At 60.8% G+C, this 13,856-nt stretch carries 14 protein-coding genes; 3 read left to right on the forward strand and 11 right to left on the reverse strand.

Features of this window, described 5'->3' with window-relative positions; all coding sequences use genetic code 11:
- The first annotated feature begins 103 nt into the window (after positions 1-103).
- The gene (locus BKX98_RS11775) at positions 104-826 is read left to right on the forward strand and encodes a YoaK family protein (RefSeq protein ID WP_143181103.1); all 723 of its coding nucleotides are present in this window, start codon (positions 104-106) and stop codon (positions 824-826) included.
- 61 nt (positions 827-887) lie between these two features.
- On the opposite strand, the gene BKX98_RS11780 is transcribed toward BKX98_RS11775, so the two are convergent.
- Entirely contained in the window at positions 888-2,294 is a 1,407-nt protein-coding gene (locus tag BKX98_RS11780) for an amino acid permease (RefSeq protein WP_073707371.1), read from the reverse strand.
- 186 nt (positions 2,295-2,480) lie between these two features.
- On the opposite strand from BKX98_RS11780, the gene BKX98_RS11785 reads away from it, so the two are divergent.
- Entirely contained in the window at positions 2,481-3,047 is a 567-nt protein-coding gene (locus tag BKX98_RS11785; protein WP_073707372.1) for a histidine phosphatase family protein, read from the forward strand.
- Positions 3,048-3,053: 6 nt separating this feature from the next.
- Here the strand turns inward: BKX98_RS11785 and BKX98_RS11790 are convergent, their stop codons facing one another.
- The 5 genes from BKX98_RS11790 to BKX98_RS11810 form a co-directional block, all read right to left on the reverse strand.
- Positions 3,054-4,118: an alpha/beta hydrolase gene (locus BKX98_RS11790; RefSeq protein WP_073707373.1), complete on the reverse strand. Its 1,065-nt coding sequence runs from the start codon at positions 4,116-4,118 to the stop codon at positions 3,054-3,056.
- 133 nt (positions 4,119-4,251) lie between these two features.
- Positions 4,252-5,889, reverse strand: coding sequence for a malate synthase A (aceB, locus tag BKX98_RS11795; RefSeq protein ID WP_073707374.1), 1,638 nt, complete (start codon positions 5,887-5,889; stop codon positions 4,252-4,254).
- Between the two features lie 80 nt (positions 5,890-5,969).
- On the reverse strand, positions 5,970-7,283 hold the full coding sequence (gene aceA / locus BKX98_RS11800) for an isocitrate lyase (protein WP_038993781.1): 1,314 nt from the start codon (positions 7,281-7,283) through the stop codon (positions 5,970-5,972).
- A gap of 529 nt (positions 7,284-7,812) precedes the next feature.
- Positions 7,813-8,415: a HutD family protein gene (locus BKX98_RS11805; protein ID WP_052254112.1), complete on the reverse strand. Its 603-nt coding sequence runs from the start codon at positions 8,413-8,415 to the stop codon at positions 7,813-7,815.
- 9 nt (positions 8,416-8,424) lie between these two features.
- Positions 8,425-9,045, reverse strand: a complete 621-nt coding sequence (locus BKX98_RS11810) for an AAA family ATPase (RefSeq protein ID WP_083586825.1) — start codon at positions 9,043-9,045, stop codon at positions 8,425-8,427.
- Positions 9,046-9,280: 235 nt separating this feature from the next.
- Here BKX98_RS11810 and BKX98_RS11815 point away from each other — a divergent pair, with 235 nt between their 5' ends.
- The gene (locus tag BKX98_RS11815) at positions 9,281-10,744 is read left to right on the forward strand and encodes a helix-turn-helix transcriptional regulator (protein WP_198934374.1); all 1,464 of its coding nucleotides are present in this window, start codon (positions 9,281-9,283) and stop codon (positions 10,742-10,744) included.
- 10 nt (positions 10,745-10,754) lie between these two features.
- Here BKX98_RS11815 and BKX98_RS11820 read toward each other — a convergent pair whose 3' ends face one another.
- The 5 genes from BKX98_RS11820 to BKX98_RS11840 all read right to left on the reverse strand — a co-directional run bounded on the left by BKX98_RS11820 (position 10,755) and on the right by BKX98_RS11840 (position 13,833).
- A complete protein-coding gene (locus BKX98_RS11820; protein ID WP_073707377.1) occupies positions 10,755-11,417 on the reverse strand; it encodes an alpha/beta family hydrolase in 663 nt (220 codons plus the stop codon).
- Positions 11,418-11,468: 51 nt separating this feature from the next.
- The gene (locus tag BKX98_RS11825; protein WP_073707378.1) at positions 11,469-12,395 is read right to left on the reverse strand and encodes a hypothetical protein; all 927 of its coding nucleotides are present in this window, start codon (positions 12,393-12,395) and stop codon (positions 11,469-11,471) included.
- 63 nt (positions 12,396-12,458) lie between these two features.
- Positions 12,459-12,875 carry a GNAT family N-acetyltransferase gene (locus BKX98_RS11830; protein ID WP_073707379.1) on the reverse strand — a complete coding sequence of 139 codons (417 nt, stop codon included), beginning with the start codon at positions 12,873-12,875 and terminating at the stop codon, positions 12,459-12,461.
- 9 nt (positions 12,876-12,884) lie between these two features.
- Positions 12,885-13,472 (reverse strand): hypothetical protein, encoded by a 588-nt coding sequence (locus BKX98_RS11835; protein WP_143181104.1) that lies wholly within the window; start codon positions 13,470-13,472, stop codon positions 12,885-12,887.
- Between the two features lie 4 nt (positions 13,473-13,476).
- Positions 13,477-13,833, reverse strand: coding sequence for a VOC family protein (locus tag BKX98_RS11840; protein WP_038992519.1), 357 nt, complete (start codon positions 13,831-13,833; stop codon positions 13,477-13,479).
- Between the last annotated feature and the right edge of the window lie 23 nt (positions 13,834-13,856).

The raw sequence follows: 13,856 nt of genomic DNA on the forward strand, positions 1-13,856 counted from the left end.
CTCCCCGGGCATTCCGCATCCGTGGTTGCCGACTCCGGCTAGAGATAATGGGAGGGTTCCTGCGGAATGGGGACAACGGCGATGGCGAGAGAAAGCGAGACAGGTGGCAAAGAATCTTCGATGGCGGGGGATCCTTTTCGCCGGGACGATTACGGCGATGGCAGGGTTCGTCGATGGTGTCGGATTCGTGCACTTCGGCGGCTACTTCCTGTCGTTCATGTCAGGCAACTCCACCCGTTCCTCCGCAGCTCTGATGACAGGAGATTTTGCCGGATGGGCCCTGGCCATGTCACTGGTCGGCTGCTTCGTTGGCGGCGTCATCCTCGCAACCCTGCTGACTCTCCGGCTGGAGAAGCTGCGCCGGCCAGTGGCCATGTACTTCAGTGCGGCACTGCTGCTCGCTGCGGCCATTTCAGGGCAGGCCCTGCCGCAGCTGACGGCGCTGCTGCTGGCCGCCGCCATGGGAGCGGTGAATGTTTCCTACACCCGTTCGGGCGAGGTTGCCTTGGGCCTGACGTATATGACCGGCACATTGGTCAAGCTCGGCCAGGCGTTGGGCGGAGCAATCATCGGGCTGGCCACCGGCTCGGATCGTGGCGGCTACCGAATGCTATGGACACGCTACGCACTGCTGTGGCTGATGATCACCATCGGATCGCTGGGTGGCGTCCTGGCCTATCTGCGGCTGGGTTTGGGCAGCCTGTGGATAGTTGCTGCCGGCATGCTTGCTTGGGCGAGCTTGGCGCTAATCCAGGAGCAGCGCGCATCCAAGGGCCCGGATGCTTCCCCGGGACCGCGGAACGGATCCCTGACCGAGATCGAGTAAGAAGAAAAAATATGCTTGGCTTTGCTATATGCGAAGCCAAGCATATTTTATTTCTCGGTGGTTAGCCCAGCAGCGAGTCGCTGTCCTGCTTGACCGGAGCCGCAGGGCGAACCAGCAGCTTGAAGAGCACGGCCAGGAGTACGAGCCAGGCGATGCCGGTGTACAGGGCTACGCGTGTAGCCGGGCTCAGGGCCAGGAGCACAACGACGAAGACCATGAAGACCAACGCGATCCACGCGGCTACGGTACCGCCGGGCACCGCATACTCGCGGGCAACACCCGGTCCACGGCCCGCCGCGGCTTCCTTGCGCCGCATCGACAGGTACGAGGTCAGGATCATGATCCACACCCAGACGGTGGCGAAGGTGGCGATGGAAGCGATGATGGTGAAGAGCGCTTCGGGCAGCAGGGCGTTGAGCACCACGCCGACCAGCAGCACGATGGCCATGACGACCACGGTCATCCATGGCACGCCGTTGCGGGAGATCCGGCCGAACGATTTCGGGGCATGGCCGATTTCGGACATGGCGAAGAGCATGCGTCCAGCGCCAAAGGTATCGGCGTTGATCGCCGAGACGGCCGCGGTGATCACCACGGCATTGAGCACGTGGGCCGCGGCCGGGATGCCCAGTCCGTCGAAAATCTGCACGAACGGCGACGCCGAGCCGTCGATCTGGCGCCAGTCGAAAAGCATCATGACCACTGCCAGCGAAGCTACGTAGAAGAGCAGGATGCGCCACGGCACGGTGTTGATGGCAGCCGGAACCGACTTGGCCGGATCGTCAGCTTCGCCTGCGGTGATGCCGATGGTTTCAATGCCGCCGAAGGCGAACATCACCACGGAGAAGGACAGCAGCAGGCCCACGAAGCCATTGGGGAACAGGGTGCCGGCGCTCATCAGGGTGGCGAAGCCGGTAGCGGTTTCGGTCTCAGGGGAATTGAAGCCGAAGATGATCAGCGCCGCGCCGCCAACGATCATCGCGATAATCGCGGTCACCTTGACGATGGCCAGCCAGAATTCGGTTTCGCCGAAGACCTTCACCTTCATCAGGTTGATCGCGGCGATCAGCAAGACAATGGCCAGGACCCAGATCCACTGCGCGACCTGCGGGAACCAGAATCCCATGTAGATGCCGAACGCGGTGACATCAGCAATCGCGACAATGGCCATCTCGAAGGCGAAGGTCCACCCGGTGACAAAGCCTGCGAAGCGGCCAAGGTAGCGCGAAGCGTAGTGAGCGAAGGATCCGGACACCGGATGCTTGACAGCCATCTCGCCCATGGCGCGCATCACGATGAAAACGGCAGCGCCGCCAATCATGTACGCGAAGAGAACGGCAGGGCCAGCAGCCTGGATGGCAGAAGAGGAGCCGTAGAAAAGGCCCGTTCCGATAGCTGAGCCGAGGGCCATGAAGCGGATGTGGCGGGCAGTCAGCCCGCGGGCGAGAGACGCCTTTATTTCGTTCACGATAGTAATGCTCGGATCCTGTAAGGGGTGCGTTCGATGGGGCGGGCCCGTGCAAATGGCAGGACGCAGCCGTGAAAATCTTATGTGTTCCCAGGATTTTTGACGCACTTAAGTGTTGCAGATCTATCGTGAGCTTTGCCACCAGCCAGTACACGGGCCACTGGACAGGGTGGAAGAATGGGGCTCATGAAACTTGGATTCGTCCGCCACGGACAGACGCAATGGAATCTCGAAGGCCGCTTGCAGGGTTCAAGCGACATCCCCTTGAACGACACGGGGCGCGCCCAGGCCCGCGAGGCCGTCTCCGTGCTGGAGCCCGGCCAGTGGGATGCCATCGTCTCCTCGCCGCTGTCCCGTGCGCGCGAGACCGCGCAGATCATCGCCGACGGGCTTGGTCTTGAATTGGGCCCGAGCTATGACTTGCTGATCGAGCGCGACTACGCGCAGGGCGAGGGCATGGTGGAAACCGAGGCGCTGGCTCTGTGGCCGGATAAGCACGGCGGCGGAATCGAGCCGCTGGATTCGGTGGTCGAGCGCGGATTGCGCGCCATCGAGCAGATTGCCGCCGACTACCCTGGCAAGAACGTCGCGGTGATCTGCCACGGCACCATTATCCGCTACACGCTCTCGCACTTCGCCGGCTACAAGCTGGACACCATCCGCAATGGCTCGGTAGCAATCATTGGCAATGAGTCCGGGTCCTGGCAGCTGGAACTGGTCAACGACCAGGTGCCCAACCGGGTAGCGGGCTAGGCCATGCTAGCTGCCGGAAGGAAGGATCCGGCGGATTGCGGAGGCCAGCTGCGAATCCCGTTGGCGGTTCTTGACCACCGCCAGCCATGAACCCAGCGCCATGTAGGCCTTGGAGCAGATCTTCGGCGACGAGAGGAACACATCGTGCAGCGCGCCGGGCAGGCGCACCAGATGCAGTTCCCGGCCCAGATCAATGCTGCGCTGGGCAACGACCTGCACATTCAGCGCCACATCGGCGCGGGTAGCGGTGTCATGCCAGCGGGGCAGCAGGTAGTCTTCCGCCGAGAGCATCACCAGCGTTGGCATTTGCAGGTCCAACCCCTTCTTCACCTTGGCTTGCGCTGCGAAGACCGCAGAAATGAAACCTGCGGTGAGCTTGAAGCCGTTGGCTGGACGCCAGCCCAGGTCGTAGTCCCATTCCCCGGAGAACTGGCTGGAGACCGTGCGGGTGTAGAACCCGGGGTCCACGGTGGGCAACAGGCGGTGCGGGTTCCGGTTGCTGGCAGCCTGGACGATCCGGGCCAACGCGGTGCGCCCGATCTCGCTGGCCTGGAATTCCAGCCACGGGCTGTTCAACGCCAGCGCATCGACCTTCTGCGGGTTGGCTGCCGCATACAGTGACGCGCTGAGCCCGCCGGTGGAATGGGCGAGCAGCACGAAGCGGGTTCCCGGATGCGCGCTGGAAATGATCCGATGGGCCGCGTCGAACTCCTCGAAGTACTCTTCCAGATCGGTGGTGAAGCCGGGGCTGCTGTGCTCGGCGATGCCCGTGGCCCGGTCCAAGGGCAGGTTCCGCCCATAGTGGCGCAGGTCCAGGGCGTAGAAATCCGCGCCGGCCTCGGAAAGGAACTCGGCCAGCTCGGACTGGAAGAAGTAGTCGGACCAGCCATGCACATAGAGCACCGCGATTCCGCGCAACGGAGGCGGCCAGCGCAGCGATCTGCGCGGACGGTGCCTGACCAGAGTCGCGGTGGAACCATCGGACATCGGCAGCGGCCGTTGCGAGAAATCCTCGCCAAGCAGGTCTGGCTGCCACAGGTCCTCGGCCGGGTTCTTGAACTGGAAGGCCATGGGTAAAGCGTATCCACTTTTGCGCACGAAAAACGGCACTCACCCGTTGGATCGGTTGCCAACTGGTGAATGCCGTTTCCCGCGGCCGGTGTTCAGGGACGACTGTTTCTTGCCGGCCAGGTCTGGCGGTTGCCTAGCCTGCCATTTCCAAGGTGCGCGCTGGTGCGTCCAGGTAGCGCAGGTAGGCGTTCTTGGTCAGGAAGGTCGGGAAGTCGTCGCGCAGTGCGCAAGCCTCGAAGATCTCCACGGCTTCCTCGAAGCGATCGCCTTCGAAGCGCTCCAGGGAATCCATGGTTTCCTCCGTCAGTTCCTGTACCCAGCGGCGGGTGATGATCTCGCCCTCGTCGGTGATTGCCGACTGGTGGATCCACTGCCACAGCTGCGAACGGGAGATCTCCGCGGTGGCGGCATCTTCCATCAGGTTGCGCAGGGCCACCGCGCCATTGCCGCGCAGCCAGGACTCGATGTAGCGGATGCCGATCTCGATGTTGTCGCGGATGCCGCGTTCGGTGATCTTGCCGGTCACGCTTTCCACGTTCAGCAGGGCAGCACCCGACACCTCCACATCTTCGCGGGTGCGCTGCAACTGGTTGGGGTTCTCGCCCAGCACCTCGTCGTACACCTCGCGGGCCACCGGCACCAGGTCCGGATGGGCCACCCAGGAGCCGTCGAAGCCGTCAGCGGCTTCGCGGGCCTTGTCCTCGCGGACCTTGCCGAAGGCCATCTCGTTGATCGAGGCGTCCTTGCGGTTCGGAACGAAAGCGCTCATCCCGCCAATGGCCGAAGCGCCGCGGCGGTGGCATGCACGCACCAGCTGCTCGGTGTAGGCCCGCATGAACGGTGCGGTCATGGTGACGGTGTCGCGATCCGGGAAGACGAAGCGCGGTCCGCGGGAACGGAAGTTCTTGATGATCGAGAAGATGTAGTCCCAGCGTCCTGCATTCAGCCCCGAGGAGTGCTCGCGCAGCTCGTAGAGGATTTCCTCCATCTCGAAGGCTGCGGTGATGGTCTCGATCAGCACGGTGGCACGGATGGTGCCGCGATCGATATCCATCAGGTCCTGGGCCAGGTTGAACACGTCGTTCCACAACCGCGCCTCCAGGTGGTTTTCCAGCTTCGGCAGGTAGTAGTACGGACCGCGTCCGGCGGCCAGCAGACGCTTGGCGTTGTGGAAGAAGTGCAGTCCGAAGTCCACCAGCGCACCGGACATCGGCGTGCCGGCAACCAGCAGGTGCTTCTCCGGCAGGTGCCAGCCGCGAGGGCGGACCACGATGGTCGGCAGCTGCTTCAAGTCGTAGGTGTTCAGCTTGTACTCGCGGCCATCAGGTGCGGTGAAGTCCAGTTCCTGATCCAGCACGCGGATCAGGTTGACCTGGTTCTTGATGACGTTTTGCCAGGTCGGCGAGGATGCGTCCTCCATGTCGGCCAGCCAGACCTTGGCGCCGGAGTTCAGCGCGTTGATGGCCATCTTGCGTTCGATCGGGCCGGTGATTTCCACCCGGCGGTCTTCCAGCCCCGGTGCAATCGGGGCCACCTGCCATGAATCATCGTCGCGGATTGCGCGGGTCTCGTCCAGGAATTTCGGATCGCGGCCGTTGGCAATGCGGGCCCGGTTGACCTGGCGGCGCTGCATCAGTTCGGCACGGCGCGGTTCGAATGCGGTGTGCAGGGCCGAAAGGAAGTCCAGGGCTTCGCTGGTAAGGATCTGCTCCTGGTAGCGAACGGGGGTAGCGGTAATGGTGATGTTGTTCAGGGTGATGGGGGAGTTCATGGCAGCGTCCTTAAAAACTTGTAAATGGTGTTGGTGCTAGCCGGCGCCTTTGCCGGCTAGCACCATCGACCCATCAGGGTCTAATGGAATTGGCCTTCTTCGGTGGATCCCACCAGGGCCAGGGTGGAGGCGTTGGGATTCAGCGCCGTGGAGATCGCGTCGAAGTAGCCGGTGCCGACTTCGCGCTGGTGCTTGGTGGCGGTGTAGCCGGCAGCCTCGGATGCGAATTCGCGTTCCTGCAGCTCGACGTAGGCGCTCATGCCGTCCTTCGCGTAGCCCTGGGCCAGATCGAACATCGAGTGGTTCAAGGCGTGGAAGCCGGCCAGGGTGATGAACTGGAAGCTGAAGCCCATGGCACCGAGTTCGCGCTGGAACTTGGCGATGGTTGCGTCGTCCAGGTGCTTCTTCCAGTTGAACGATGGCGAGCAGTTGTAGGAAAGCATCTGGTCCGGGAAGTCCTTCTTGACTGCTTCGGCGAACTTGCGGGCCAGCTCCAGGTCAGGGGTGCCGGTTTCCATCCAGATCAGATCCGAATACGGTGCGTAGGCCTTGGCGCGGGCGATGCATGGCTCGATGCCGTTGCGGACCTTGTAGAAGCCTTCGGGGGTGCGCTCGCCGGTGATGAATTCCTGGTCGCGCTCGTCGACATCCGAGGTGATCAGCGTTGCCGCTTCGGCGTCGGTGCGGGCGATGACCACCGAAGGGGTGCCAGCCACATCGGCAGCCAGGCGGGCCGCGTTCAGGGTGCGGATGTGCTGCTGGGTCGGGATCAGCACCTTGCCGCCGAGGTGGCCGCACTTCTTTTCGGATGCCAGCTGGTCTTCCCAGTGGACGCCCGAGGCGCCCGCGGTGATCATGGATTTCATCAGCTCGTAGGCGTTCAGCGGGCCGCCGAAGCCGGCTTCCGCGTCGGCGACGATCGGGACCATCCAGTCCTCGACGGTCTGGATGCCTTCGGAGAATTCGATCTGGTCGGCACGCTGCAAGGCGTTGTTGATGCGGCGGACAACCTGCGGCACCGAGTTCGCCGGGTACAGCGACTGGTCCGGGTAGGTCTGGCCCGAGAGGTTGGCATCTGCTGCCACCTGCCAGCCCGAAAGATAGATGGCTCGCAGGCCGGCTTTGACCTGCTGCACTGCCTGGTTGCCGGTCAGTGCGCCCAATGCGTTGGTGTAGCCGCCGGTAGGGGTTTCCTCGGTGAGCTGCTTCCACAGCTTCTCGGATCCGCGCTTGGCCAGGGTGTGCTCTTCCTGGACCCGGCCCTGGAGCTTCACAACGTCTGCGGCGCTGTAATCGCGGGTGACGCCGGCCCAGCGGGGGTTGTTTTCCCAGTCGGTTTCGATGGCTGCGATGCGGTTGTCGATCGAGGTTTCGTTGGTGTTCTCGGTAGTCATTGCCTTGGCTCCTTCGCACAAGCTGCGGGTTCATGTTGATCGGAAGGTGATCTTGTGAACTTCTTCGTGACAACTACTTTTCCGCAGGGGCAAGGGGTTCACCAGAGGTTTTTTGAATTAAGATTTGCGGTTCTTCGCGAAAATGAAAATTTTCGGGTTCTTGCGGTGATTGTGAGCCAAAACATGGAAAATTAGTGAAAGTGACCGATTCGGCTGCGAAGAAGAATGAAATTTAACTCAAACCTCGGGCAGCTGAAGGGGGAAGGGCCTCTCAAAACGGACCTTCGCAGAAGCCCACGAATCGCCGGTGAGCTGGCAATTCCGGTAATCCGCAGGTGCTGGCTCGCCCATTAGTTCGCCGTGGAACGAGCCAGGAAACGTGAAATGTCCGAGTTTCGGACGGGTCGCGGACGCTTTCGGATGAGCGATGGGGATTGCACTCATACCTCGGGATGGCTGGCCGGAGCCGCAAGAGGCGGGCGCGAAGATCCGCGGATCTTGCGAAAATGGGTAGGAGCGCTGGAACGGGTTAAGGCTGGTCGAAAGAGACTACGGCCATGAAGCCGCGGCCCGAGATGCGTGGTTCAGCGGCATCGGAGCCTACGACGGTGTCGCGCAGATTCAGCTGCTGTTCGCTGTCGCCGAGCAAGAGCTTGGCAGAACCTTGAACCATGATGCCCAGCTGCCCGTCAAAGAGGTACTGCTCGCGCTTCTTGGACAGTTCCACAATGCGAACGGTGGCCCGCACCTGCGCCGGTTCGGCAGCCACGTGGACGATGAGCAATTCCTCGGTGGGCTGGCTCGCCTCTACGGGCTTGCCGGTGTCGAACTTCAGGGGGCGCAGAGGTTCCAGTCCGTGCTGGTGCCCATCAACTTCCAATTGCGCGAAGTCGCCGGCGATCAAGGTGAACACTTGAGCCGAGGGCGCCGGCGTGAAGCTTGCGGCTTTCTCTATGGAGCGAATCGACAGCTGCCAGGTGCCTTCGCGCGGGCTGCTGGGCTGCAAAGTCCCGTCCTGCGCCAGGGTGCCGCTGGCAATGAGCCGGACCTGGCCCAGCTCCCACTGCTTCTTGGTGCTCTGCGCCAATTCGAGGATGGAACCTGGTGCTAGAGATGCCTGTGCTTCGCTCATAGGACGAGTCTACTTGCCGGCGATCATGCGAAGCTGTTCAACCAACTGGGGTGTGGGCATCGAGGCATCAAGGATGATCCAGCCATGATGTTGCGCCAGGCGGAGGTATTCAGCTCGGCTCGCTTCAAGGTACTCCAAGCTTTCTTCGTCTGTGCCGCGGGTATTGATTCGCTTTAAGGCAAGGTGGGGATCCACATCGAGCAGGACAATTCTCGCCTCCTCGGTACTTTTCCGGGCAAGCCAGGGCAGGAGCAATCCGTCAGGATGTCCACGCAGGCGCCGCAGCACCAGCTGGCAATAAAGGTGGCGGTCCATCACGCTGAGCCCGGGGGAATGCGCGGCAATGAACGTGTTGCGTGCAACGTTGAAGCAGCGGATGGACGTTTCGAGGAAATCCTGGGTGAAGGTCGGGAAGGCGATTCCCGCCGCGCGGGAGAATTTGGTCAGCCAGCTTCGGGCGGCGACGTTTGCGAGTTTGCGTGCTTGAATGCGTTCGTTGCGCAACTGATGCACCAGGGCATCGATGCTGTTGCTCTTGCCTGCGCCATCGGTTCCGACGATGACCAATGTTTGGGGTGGGTCGTGGGCAGGGCACGTGACGGGTAGCGGGCTGGTAGAAATTGCGTGCATGCTCCTCCTCGGAAAGCGTCTTTGAAGTTTCAACGTGTGTGCGGCAACGATGATTCCGCAGAACGGCTGTGTGTTTGATGAGAGAAGCTCGTCCCGGCATGAAAGAAGAACTGGAAAGTTTTGATGCCGAACTCAGGATGGGTCAAAGAATTACCGTCAAAGCAGGAAGATCTGGTAAATTTCCTGGTTTTTGGCCTAATCTTGATATGTGACTGCAACCACATGGAATCGCTCAGTGAACTCAGCGGGCAACGACGCTGGCAGCGAAGATACGGAACTCGACTCCATCGCCCTAGGCCGGAGAATCCGTTTTCTGCGCAAAAGCAAGCAACTGACCTTGGATGATGTTTCGGCCCTGGTCGATACCGCGCCGAGCCAACTGTCGTTGATTGAAAACGGAAAGCGCGAACCGAAGCTCTCTTTGCTCAAATCCTTGGCAGGCGCTTTGGAAGTCGGCGTCGATGATCTTCTGGGGACCGAACCGCCATCGCGACGCGCTGCCTTGGAGATCGAATTGGAACGTGCCCAGCGCGGCCCCTTGTACGCTTCCTTGGGATTGCCGACTGTGCGCGTTGGCGCACGCCTGCCGATGGATGTTCTCGAGTCGTTGGTGGGTTTGCAGAATGAATTGGAACGCCGTTTGAATGAGCAAGCCGCTACCCCTGAGGAAGCGCGGCGGGCCAATACCGCGTTGCGCCATGAGATGCGCCAGCGGAATAACTACTACAAGGACATTGAGCAGGAAGCCGCCAAGGTCCTCGCGGCTGTTGGGCACGATGCAGGCCCGCTCTCGCATCATCGAGCAGCGGATATTGCCGAGCATCTGGGATTCAGCCTGCGCTTCGTGGGCAATCTTCCGCATTCCACGCGTTCGGTGACTGATCAGAAGAACAAGCGCATCTACCTGACCCAGACCAACCGCTCGGAACATGATCCCCGCTCGGTGCTGTTGCAGGCGCTAGGGCATCATGTATTGGGGCATAAGCCGCCAACCGATTATTTCGATTTCCTCTCGCAGCGCGTGGCGACCAATTATTTTGCAGCGGCATTGATGATGCCGGAGAAGTCCACGGTGGAGTACCTGCGGCGCGCCAAAGACAATCGTGAATTGGCCGTCGAGGATCTGCGCGATGCCTTCGCCGTGTCCTATGAGTCCGCGGCCCACCGCTTCACCAACCTTGCCACCGAGCATCTGGGAATGACCTGCCACTTCCAGAAAGTCCACGAATCAGGCATTCTGCACAAGGCCTATGAAAATGATCGGGTGAATTTCCCGGCCGACCACACCGGTGCCATTGAGGGGCAGACCATCTGCCGCTATTGGACAAGCCGAGTGGTGTTCGAGCAGATGGACAAGTTCCGCTCCTTCGAGCAGTACACCGATACCGTCAATGGAACCTTCTGGTGCACCGCACGCACCGAGCGCCACTCTTCGGGGCTGTATTCATTATCCATTGGCGTGCCTTTTGAACACGTGAAGTGGTTCCGGGGACGCGATACCAAGGAACGCTGCCAGTCCACCTGTCCAGACGAGAATTGCTGCCGCCGACCACCTGCCGACCTGTCCAGCCAATGGTTCGGCAATGCGTGGCCTGCAACGCGTGCCAATACGCACCTGCTGGCGGCCATGCCGACCGGTGCCTTTCCCGGCGTGGATGAAACCGAGGTCTATCGATTCCTGGAAAAGCAGGTGGACTAGGGCTGCTGGGCTACGCGGTGTGCTTGGCGATGAAGTCGAGAGCAGGATCCGCGAGCCATGCGCCGTCCTGGGACACAGTGCGGCCGGAACGGGCGACCTTGAAGGAATGGTTGCCACCTTCGAACCAGGAAAGTTCGCTGTGCGAGTTCAGCTTGCTGACCACGTTCTCCATCTTTTCGGGGTTGGCAAACGGATCACGGGTGCCTTCGAGGAAGAGCATCGGCACTTCAAGCGGGTAAAGGTGCTCATCGCGCAGCTTCTCTTCCTTCTTCGGCGCATGCAACGGGTAACCCAGGAAGATCAAGCCTGCCGATGGCATGCCCTCGGCAACTGCAAGCGAGGCGATGCGTCCGCCGAAGGACTTTCCTGCAGTGAAGATGGGCAGGCCCTCAGCAAGGTTTTCTTCCACCCAATGGCGGACTTGGTGCCAAACTGCAACCGCTACGGGAGACTTGTCGGGAAACTTCTTTCCGGCATCCATGTAGGGGAAGTTGAAACGCAGGACGCTGGCACCGAGATTCGCAACGGCTAGCGCAAAGCCAGCCATGAAGTCGTGATCCTTGCCGGCACCTGAACCGTGAGCGAGCACCACAACAGCTTTCGCATTCTCTGCGCGGTCCCAGAGGGCGCTGAGTTCGGAGTCGTTGTACGGAATGGAGTAGGGCGTGCTCATGGGACCTAGCGTAGGTCCGTCGGCGGGCATCCGGCGAAATGGCGCGAACTGTTACTGCTGCCAGTTCTCGCGGAGCTCGGTGTCCGATTCCTTGCCGTCCCTCGCGGTAACGGTGATTTTCTTGACTTGTTCGTCGCCATGGGCCTTCTGGTTGATCTTGAGGATCATGTTTCCCGCAACGAAGTCGACGCCCGGAATCTGCGAGGAGTCGTATTCCCCGTCGATCCACGGCCCGTCGGCCAAGGTCACTACGAGTTCGCCGGGCGCCGGGGACTCGACCTTGCTCACATAGGCATGCGGGTCCGACGGTATGCAGTCGCGATAGACCTCCAGCTTGGTGATCGTCGCGTGGCACATTGACTCGTAGATATCGTTCATGCCGCTGAGCCACTGGACATATTTTTCGTTCGCCCAGGCTTCGCGGTCAGTAGGGTCGGCGCCGGTTCGGGCACGCGTATAAGTTCCGGAATGCTTGCCGTTCTCAGTCGCGAAAGTGACGGATTCCAACTCCGGCGAGGCCTCGCCTATGCTCTCGAACATGATTCGTCCCATCGTGCGCAACTCGTCCTCGGGTCCTTGGTAAGGCTCCTGCATGCCGTCGCGGTTGAAGACCATGTGGTTGGGGAGCTTGATGTCGATCACGCCCGGTTCGGGCGAGGTCCAGGAGGTCATGAGGTTGTAGGGATACAAGAACCCTTTTGTGGACTTGATACCGGAGTTTTCTTTCCACATCTCAATCTTGGAATCTGCCCAGGCTTGTCCTGAATTAACGTTGGCGTCGGCTTCAGTGACGGTAGCAGGACTAGTTTCAGCAGATTCAGCAGTTTCACGAAATGCTGCCGTGGGTTTCGCAGCTGGACTGGATTCAGCGACCGCAGATACCGTCGAATCAGCGGGCGCTGCTTGCTCAGGAGCGGCGCTGCACCCTGCTGCAAGCAAAGCCAACGATGATAGGGCAATAACCGACCTGGCGCGCATGAATAACTCCTCACAAGTGATGAACGGCCAGTCTATATAGGCCAGGCCACGAGGAGCGATCTGTTAAGAGAATTTGGCGAAGAGCCGGATGACGCCGGGACGGAAGTCCGACCCCTCGGTGAGTCCCATGGATTCGTAGAAAGCCCGTTGCCCGGGTTCGTCATCGGTGATGAGGACCAGCTGGCGAACATGCTCATACTTCGCTTGAACGGCGGAGAACAAGGCGCGGCCTACGCCGGAGCGATGCGCAGACGGGCGCACCAAGATGTCCTGGACATAGCAGATGGTGGCGTTATCTGAGACCACACGCACAAGACCGATGAGCTGGTGTTCGTCATCGTAGGCATAGATCGCGCAGGCTGAGTTCTTCAGGCCTTCGAAGAGCACCTCTGGCTGGTCTGTGTAAGCGCTCCAGCCGACCGAGTTGTAGAGCGAGAGCACTTCTTCTCCGGAAGGCACCTTGGTGGTAGAGAGTTCCATCGAGTCCTTTTACTCCTGAGGGGAAACCGGAGCGATTTCGGCCTTGCTAAGCAACGGATGCTTGACCAGTTCTGCTTCCAAGGTATGGATAATGGCCTGGGCGGAGTTGCCGTTATAGACGAATACCGGGCCATCGTGACGGTAGTAGACATCCTCGTGCCAACCGATGCTGCCGTCGCCCAAGGCATGCTGCAGCGCCCTGACGGTTGGCTCCAGATGCGCATCCGATACGTCTGCGAGCCTGGTTCTCAGCAAAACGTACTCGCTGTCGCCTACGTCGGTGCGCTGGTCATCGATGACTAACCAGGATCCCCGCCCCAGCCCGCTCTCGGTGAGCGAAGAGAGCAGCTTGGCAAACACCTTCTTCGGATCGGAGGTGGTCACTTCGAGTTCAATGTCGCTGGAGATCGGTTCTTCGGCAGCGTCCAGCGTGGACTTGGCGTTGGTGATGGACCCGGAAGAATTGCATGCGGGCAGCAGCGTATCGATCAGGCCCGCCTCATGGTCTTTGCGCAGCCGTTCGGTCATTGGCTGGGCAAAATGGATGTGCACCCGGTGCGTTGAGGCTTCTGATGTTTTCCTGGCGAACAGCGACATGGCGTCAATCCTCGTGCGGGTCTGAAACGCAAAAGACGATGCCGTAGGGATCACGCAGTATGGTCCAGCCGAAAGAGGGATCGTCGGTGTGGTCCTCAACGCGGGTTGCGCCGGCGGCAACGAAACGGGCGACTTCCTGTTCACGGCTCGAGCCGGCTTCCAAATCCAGATGGACGCGATTCTTGCCTGCGGTTACCTCATCGACTTTCTGGAACCCCAGTCGCGCGCTGAAGCCAGGGACGCTGATCATCGTGAATCCCGGGTACTGGCCCAGATATTGCCCGCCCAAGACCGCCCTCCACCAGGCAGACGCTGACCGTTCATCAAGGGCATCGAGGGTGATCATTCCAATATTCGCCATGCTGACAAAGGTACCGCCAGTCT

The sequence above is a fragment of the Glutamicibacter sp. 0426 genome (genome assembly GCF_001906485.1).
In the GTDB taxonomy this organism is placed as follows: Bacteria; Actinomycetota; Actinomycetes; order Actinomycetales; family Micrococcaceae; genus Glutamicibacter; species Glutamicibacter nicotianae.

Coding starts and splice junctions, on each gene's coding strand:
- BKX98_RS11785 (WP_073707372.1), top strand. CDS start 2,481: ATGAAACTTGGATTCGTCCGCCACGGACAGACGCAATGGAATCTCGAA.
- BKX98_RS11790 (WP_073707373.1), bottom strand. CDS start 4,118: ATGGCCTTCCAGTTCAAGAACCCGGCCGAGGACCTGTGGCAGCCAGAC.
- aceB (WP_073707374.1), bottom strand. CDS start 5,889: ATGAACTCCCCCATCACCCTGAACAACATCACCATTACCGCTACCCCC.
- aceA (WP_038993781.1), bottom strand. CDS start 7,283: ATGACTACCGAGAACACCAACGAAACCTCGATCGACAACCGCATCGCA.
- BKX98_RS11805 (WP_052254112.1), bottom strand. CDS start 8,415: ATGAGCGAAGCACAGGCATCTCTAGCACCAGGTTCCATCCTCGAATTG.
- BKX98_RS11810 (WP_083586825.1), bottom strand. CDS start 9,045: ATGCACGCAATTTCTACCAGCCCGCTACCCGTCACGTGCCCTGCCCAC.
- BKX98_RS11820 (WP_073707377.1), bottom strand. CDS start 11,417: ATGAGCACGCCCTACTCCATTCCGTACAACGACTCCGAACTCAGCGCC.
- BKX98_RS11825 (WP_073707378.1), bottom strand. CDS start 12,395: ATGCGCGCCAGGTCGGTTATTGCCCTATCATCGTTGGCTTTGCTTGCA.
- BKX98_RS11830 (WP_073707379.1), bottom strand. CDS start 12,875: ATGGAACTCTCTACCACCAAGGTGCCTTCCGGAGAAGAAGTGCTCTCG.
- BKX98_RS11835 (WP_143181104.1), bottom strand. CDS start 13,472: ATGTCGCTGTTCGCCAGGAAAACATCAGAAGCCTCAACGCACCGGGTG.
- BKX98_RS11840 (WP_038992519.1), bottom strand. CDS start 13,833: ATGGCGAATATTGGAATGATCACCCTCGATGCCCTTGATGAACGGTCA.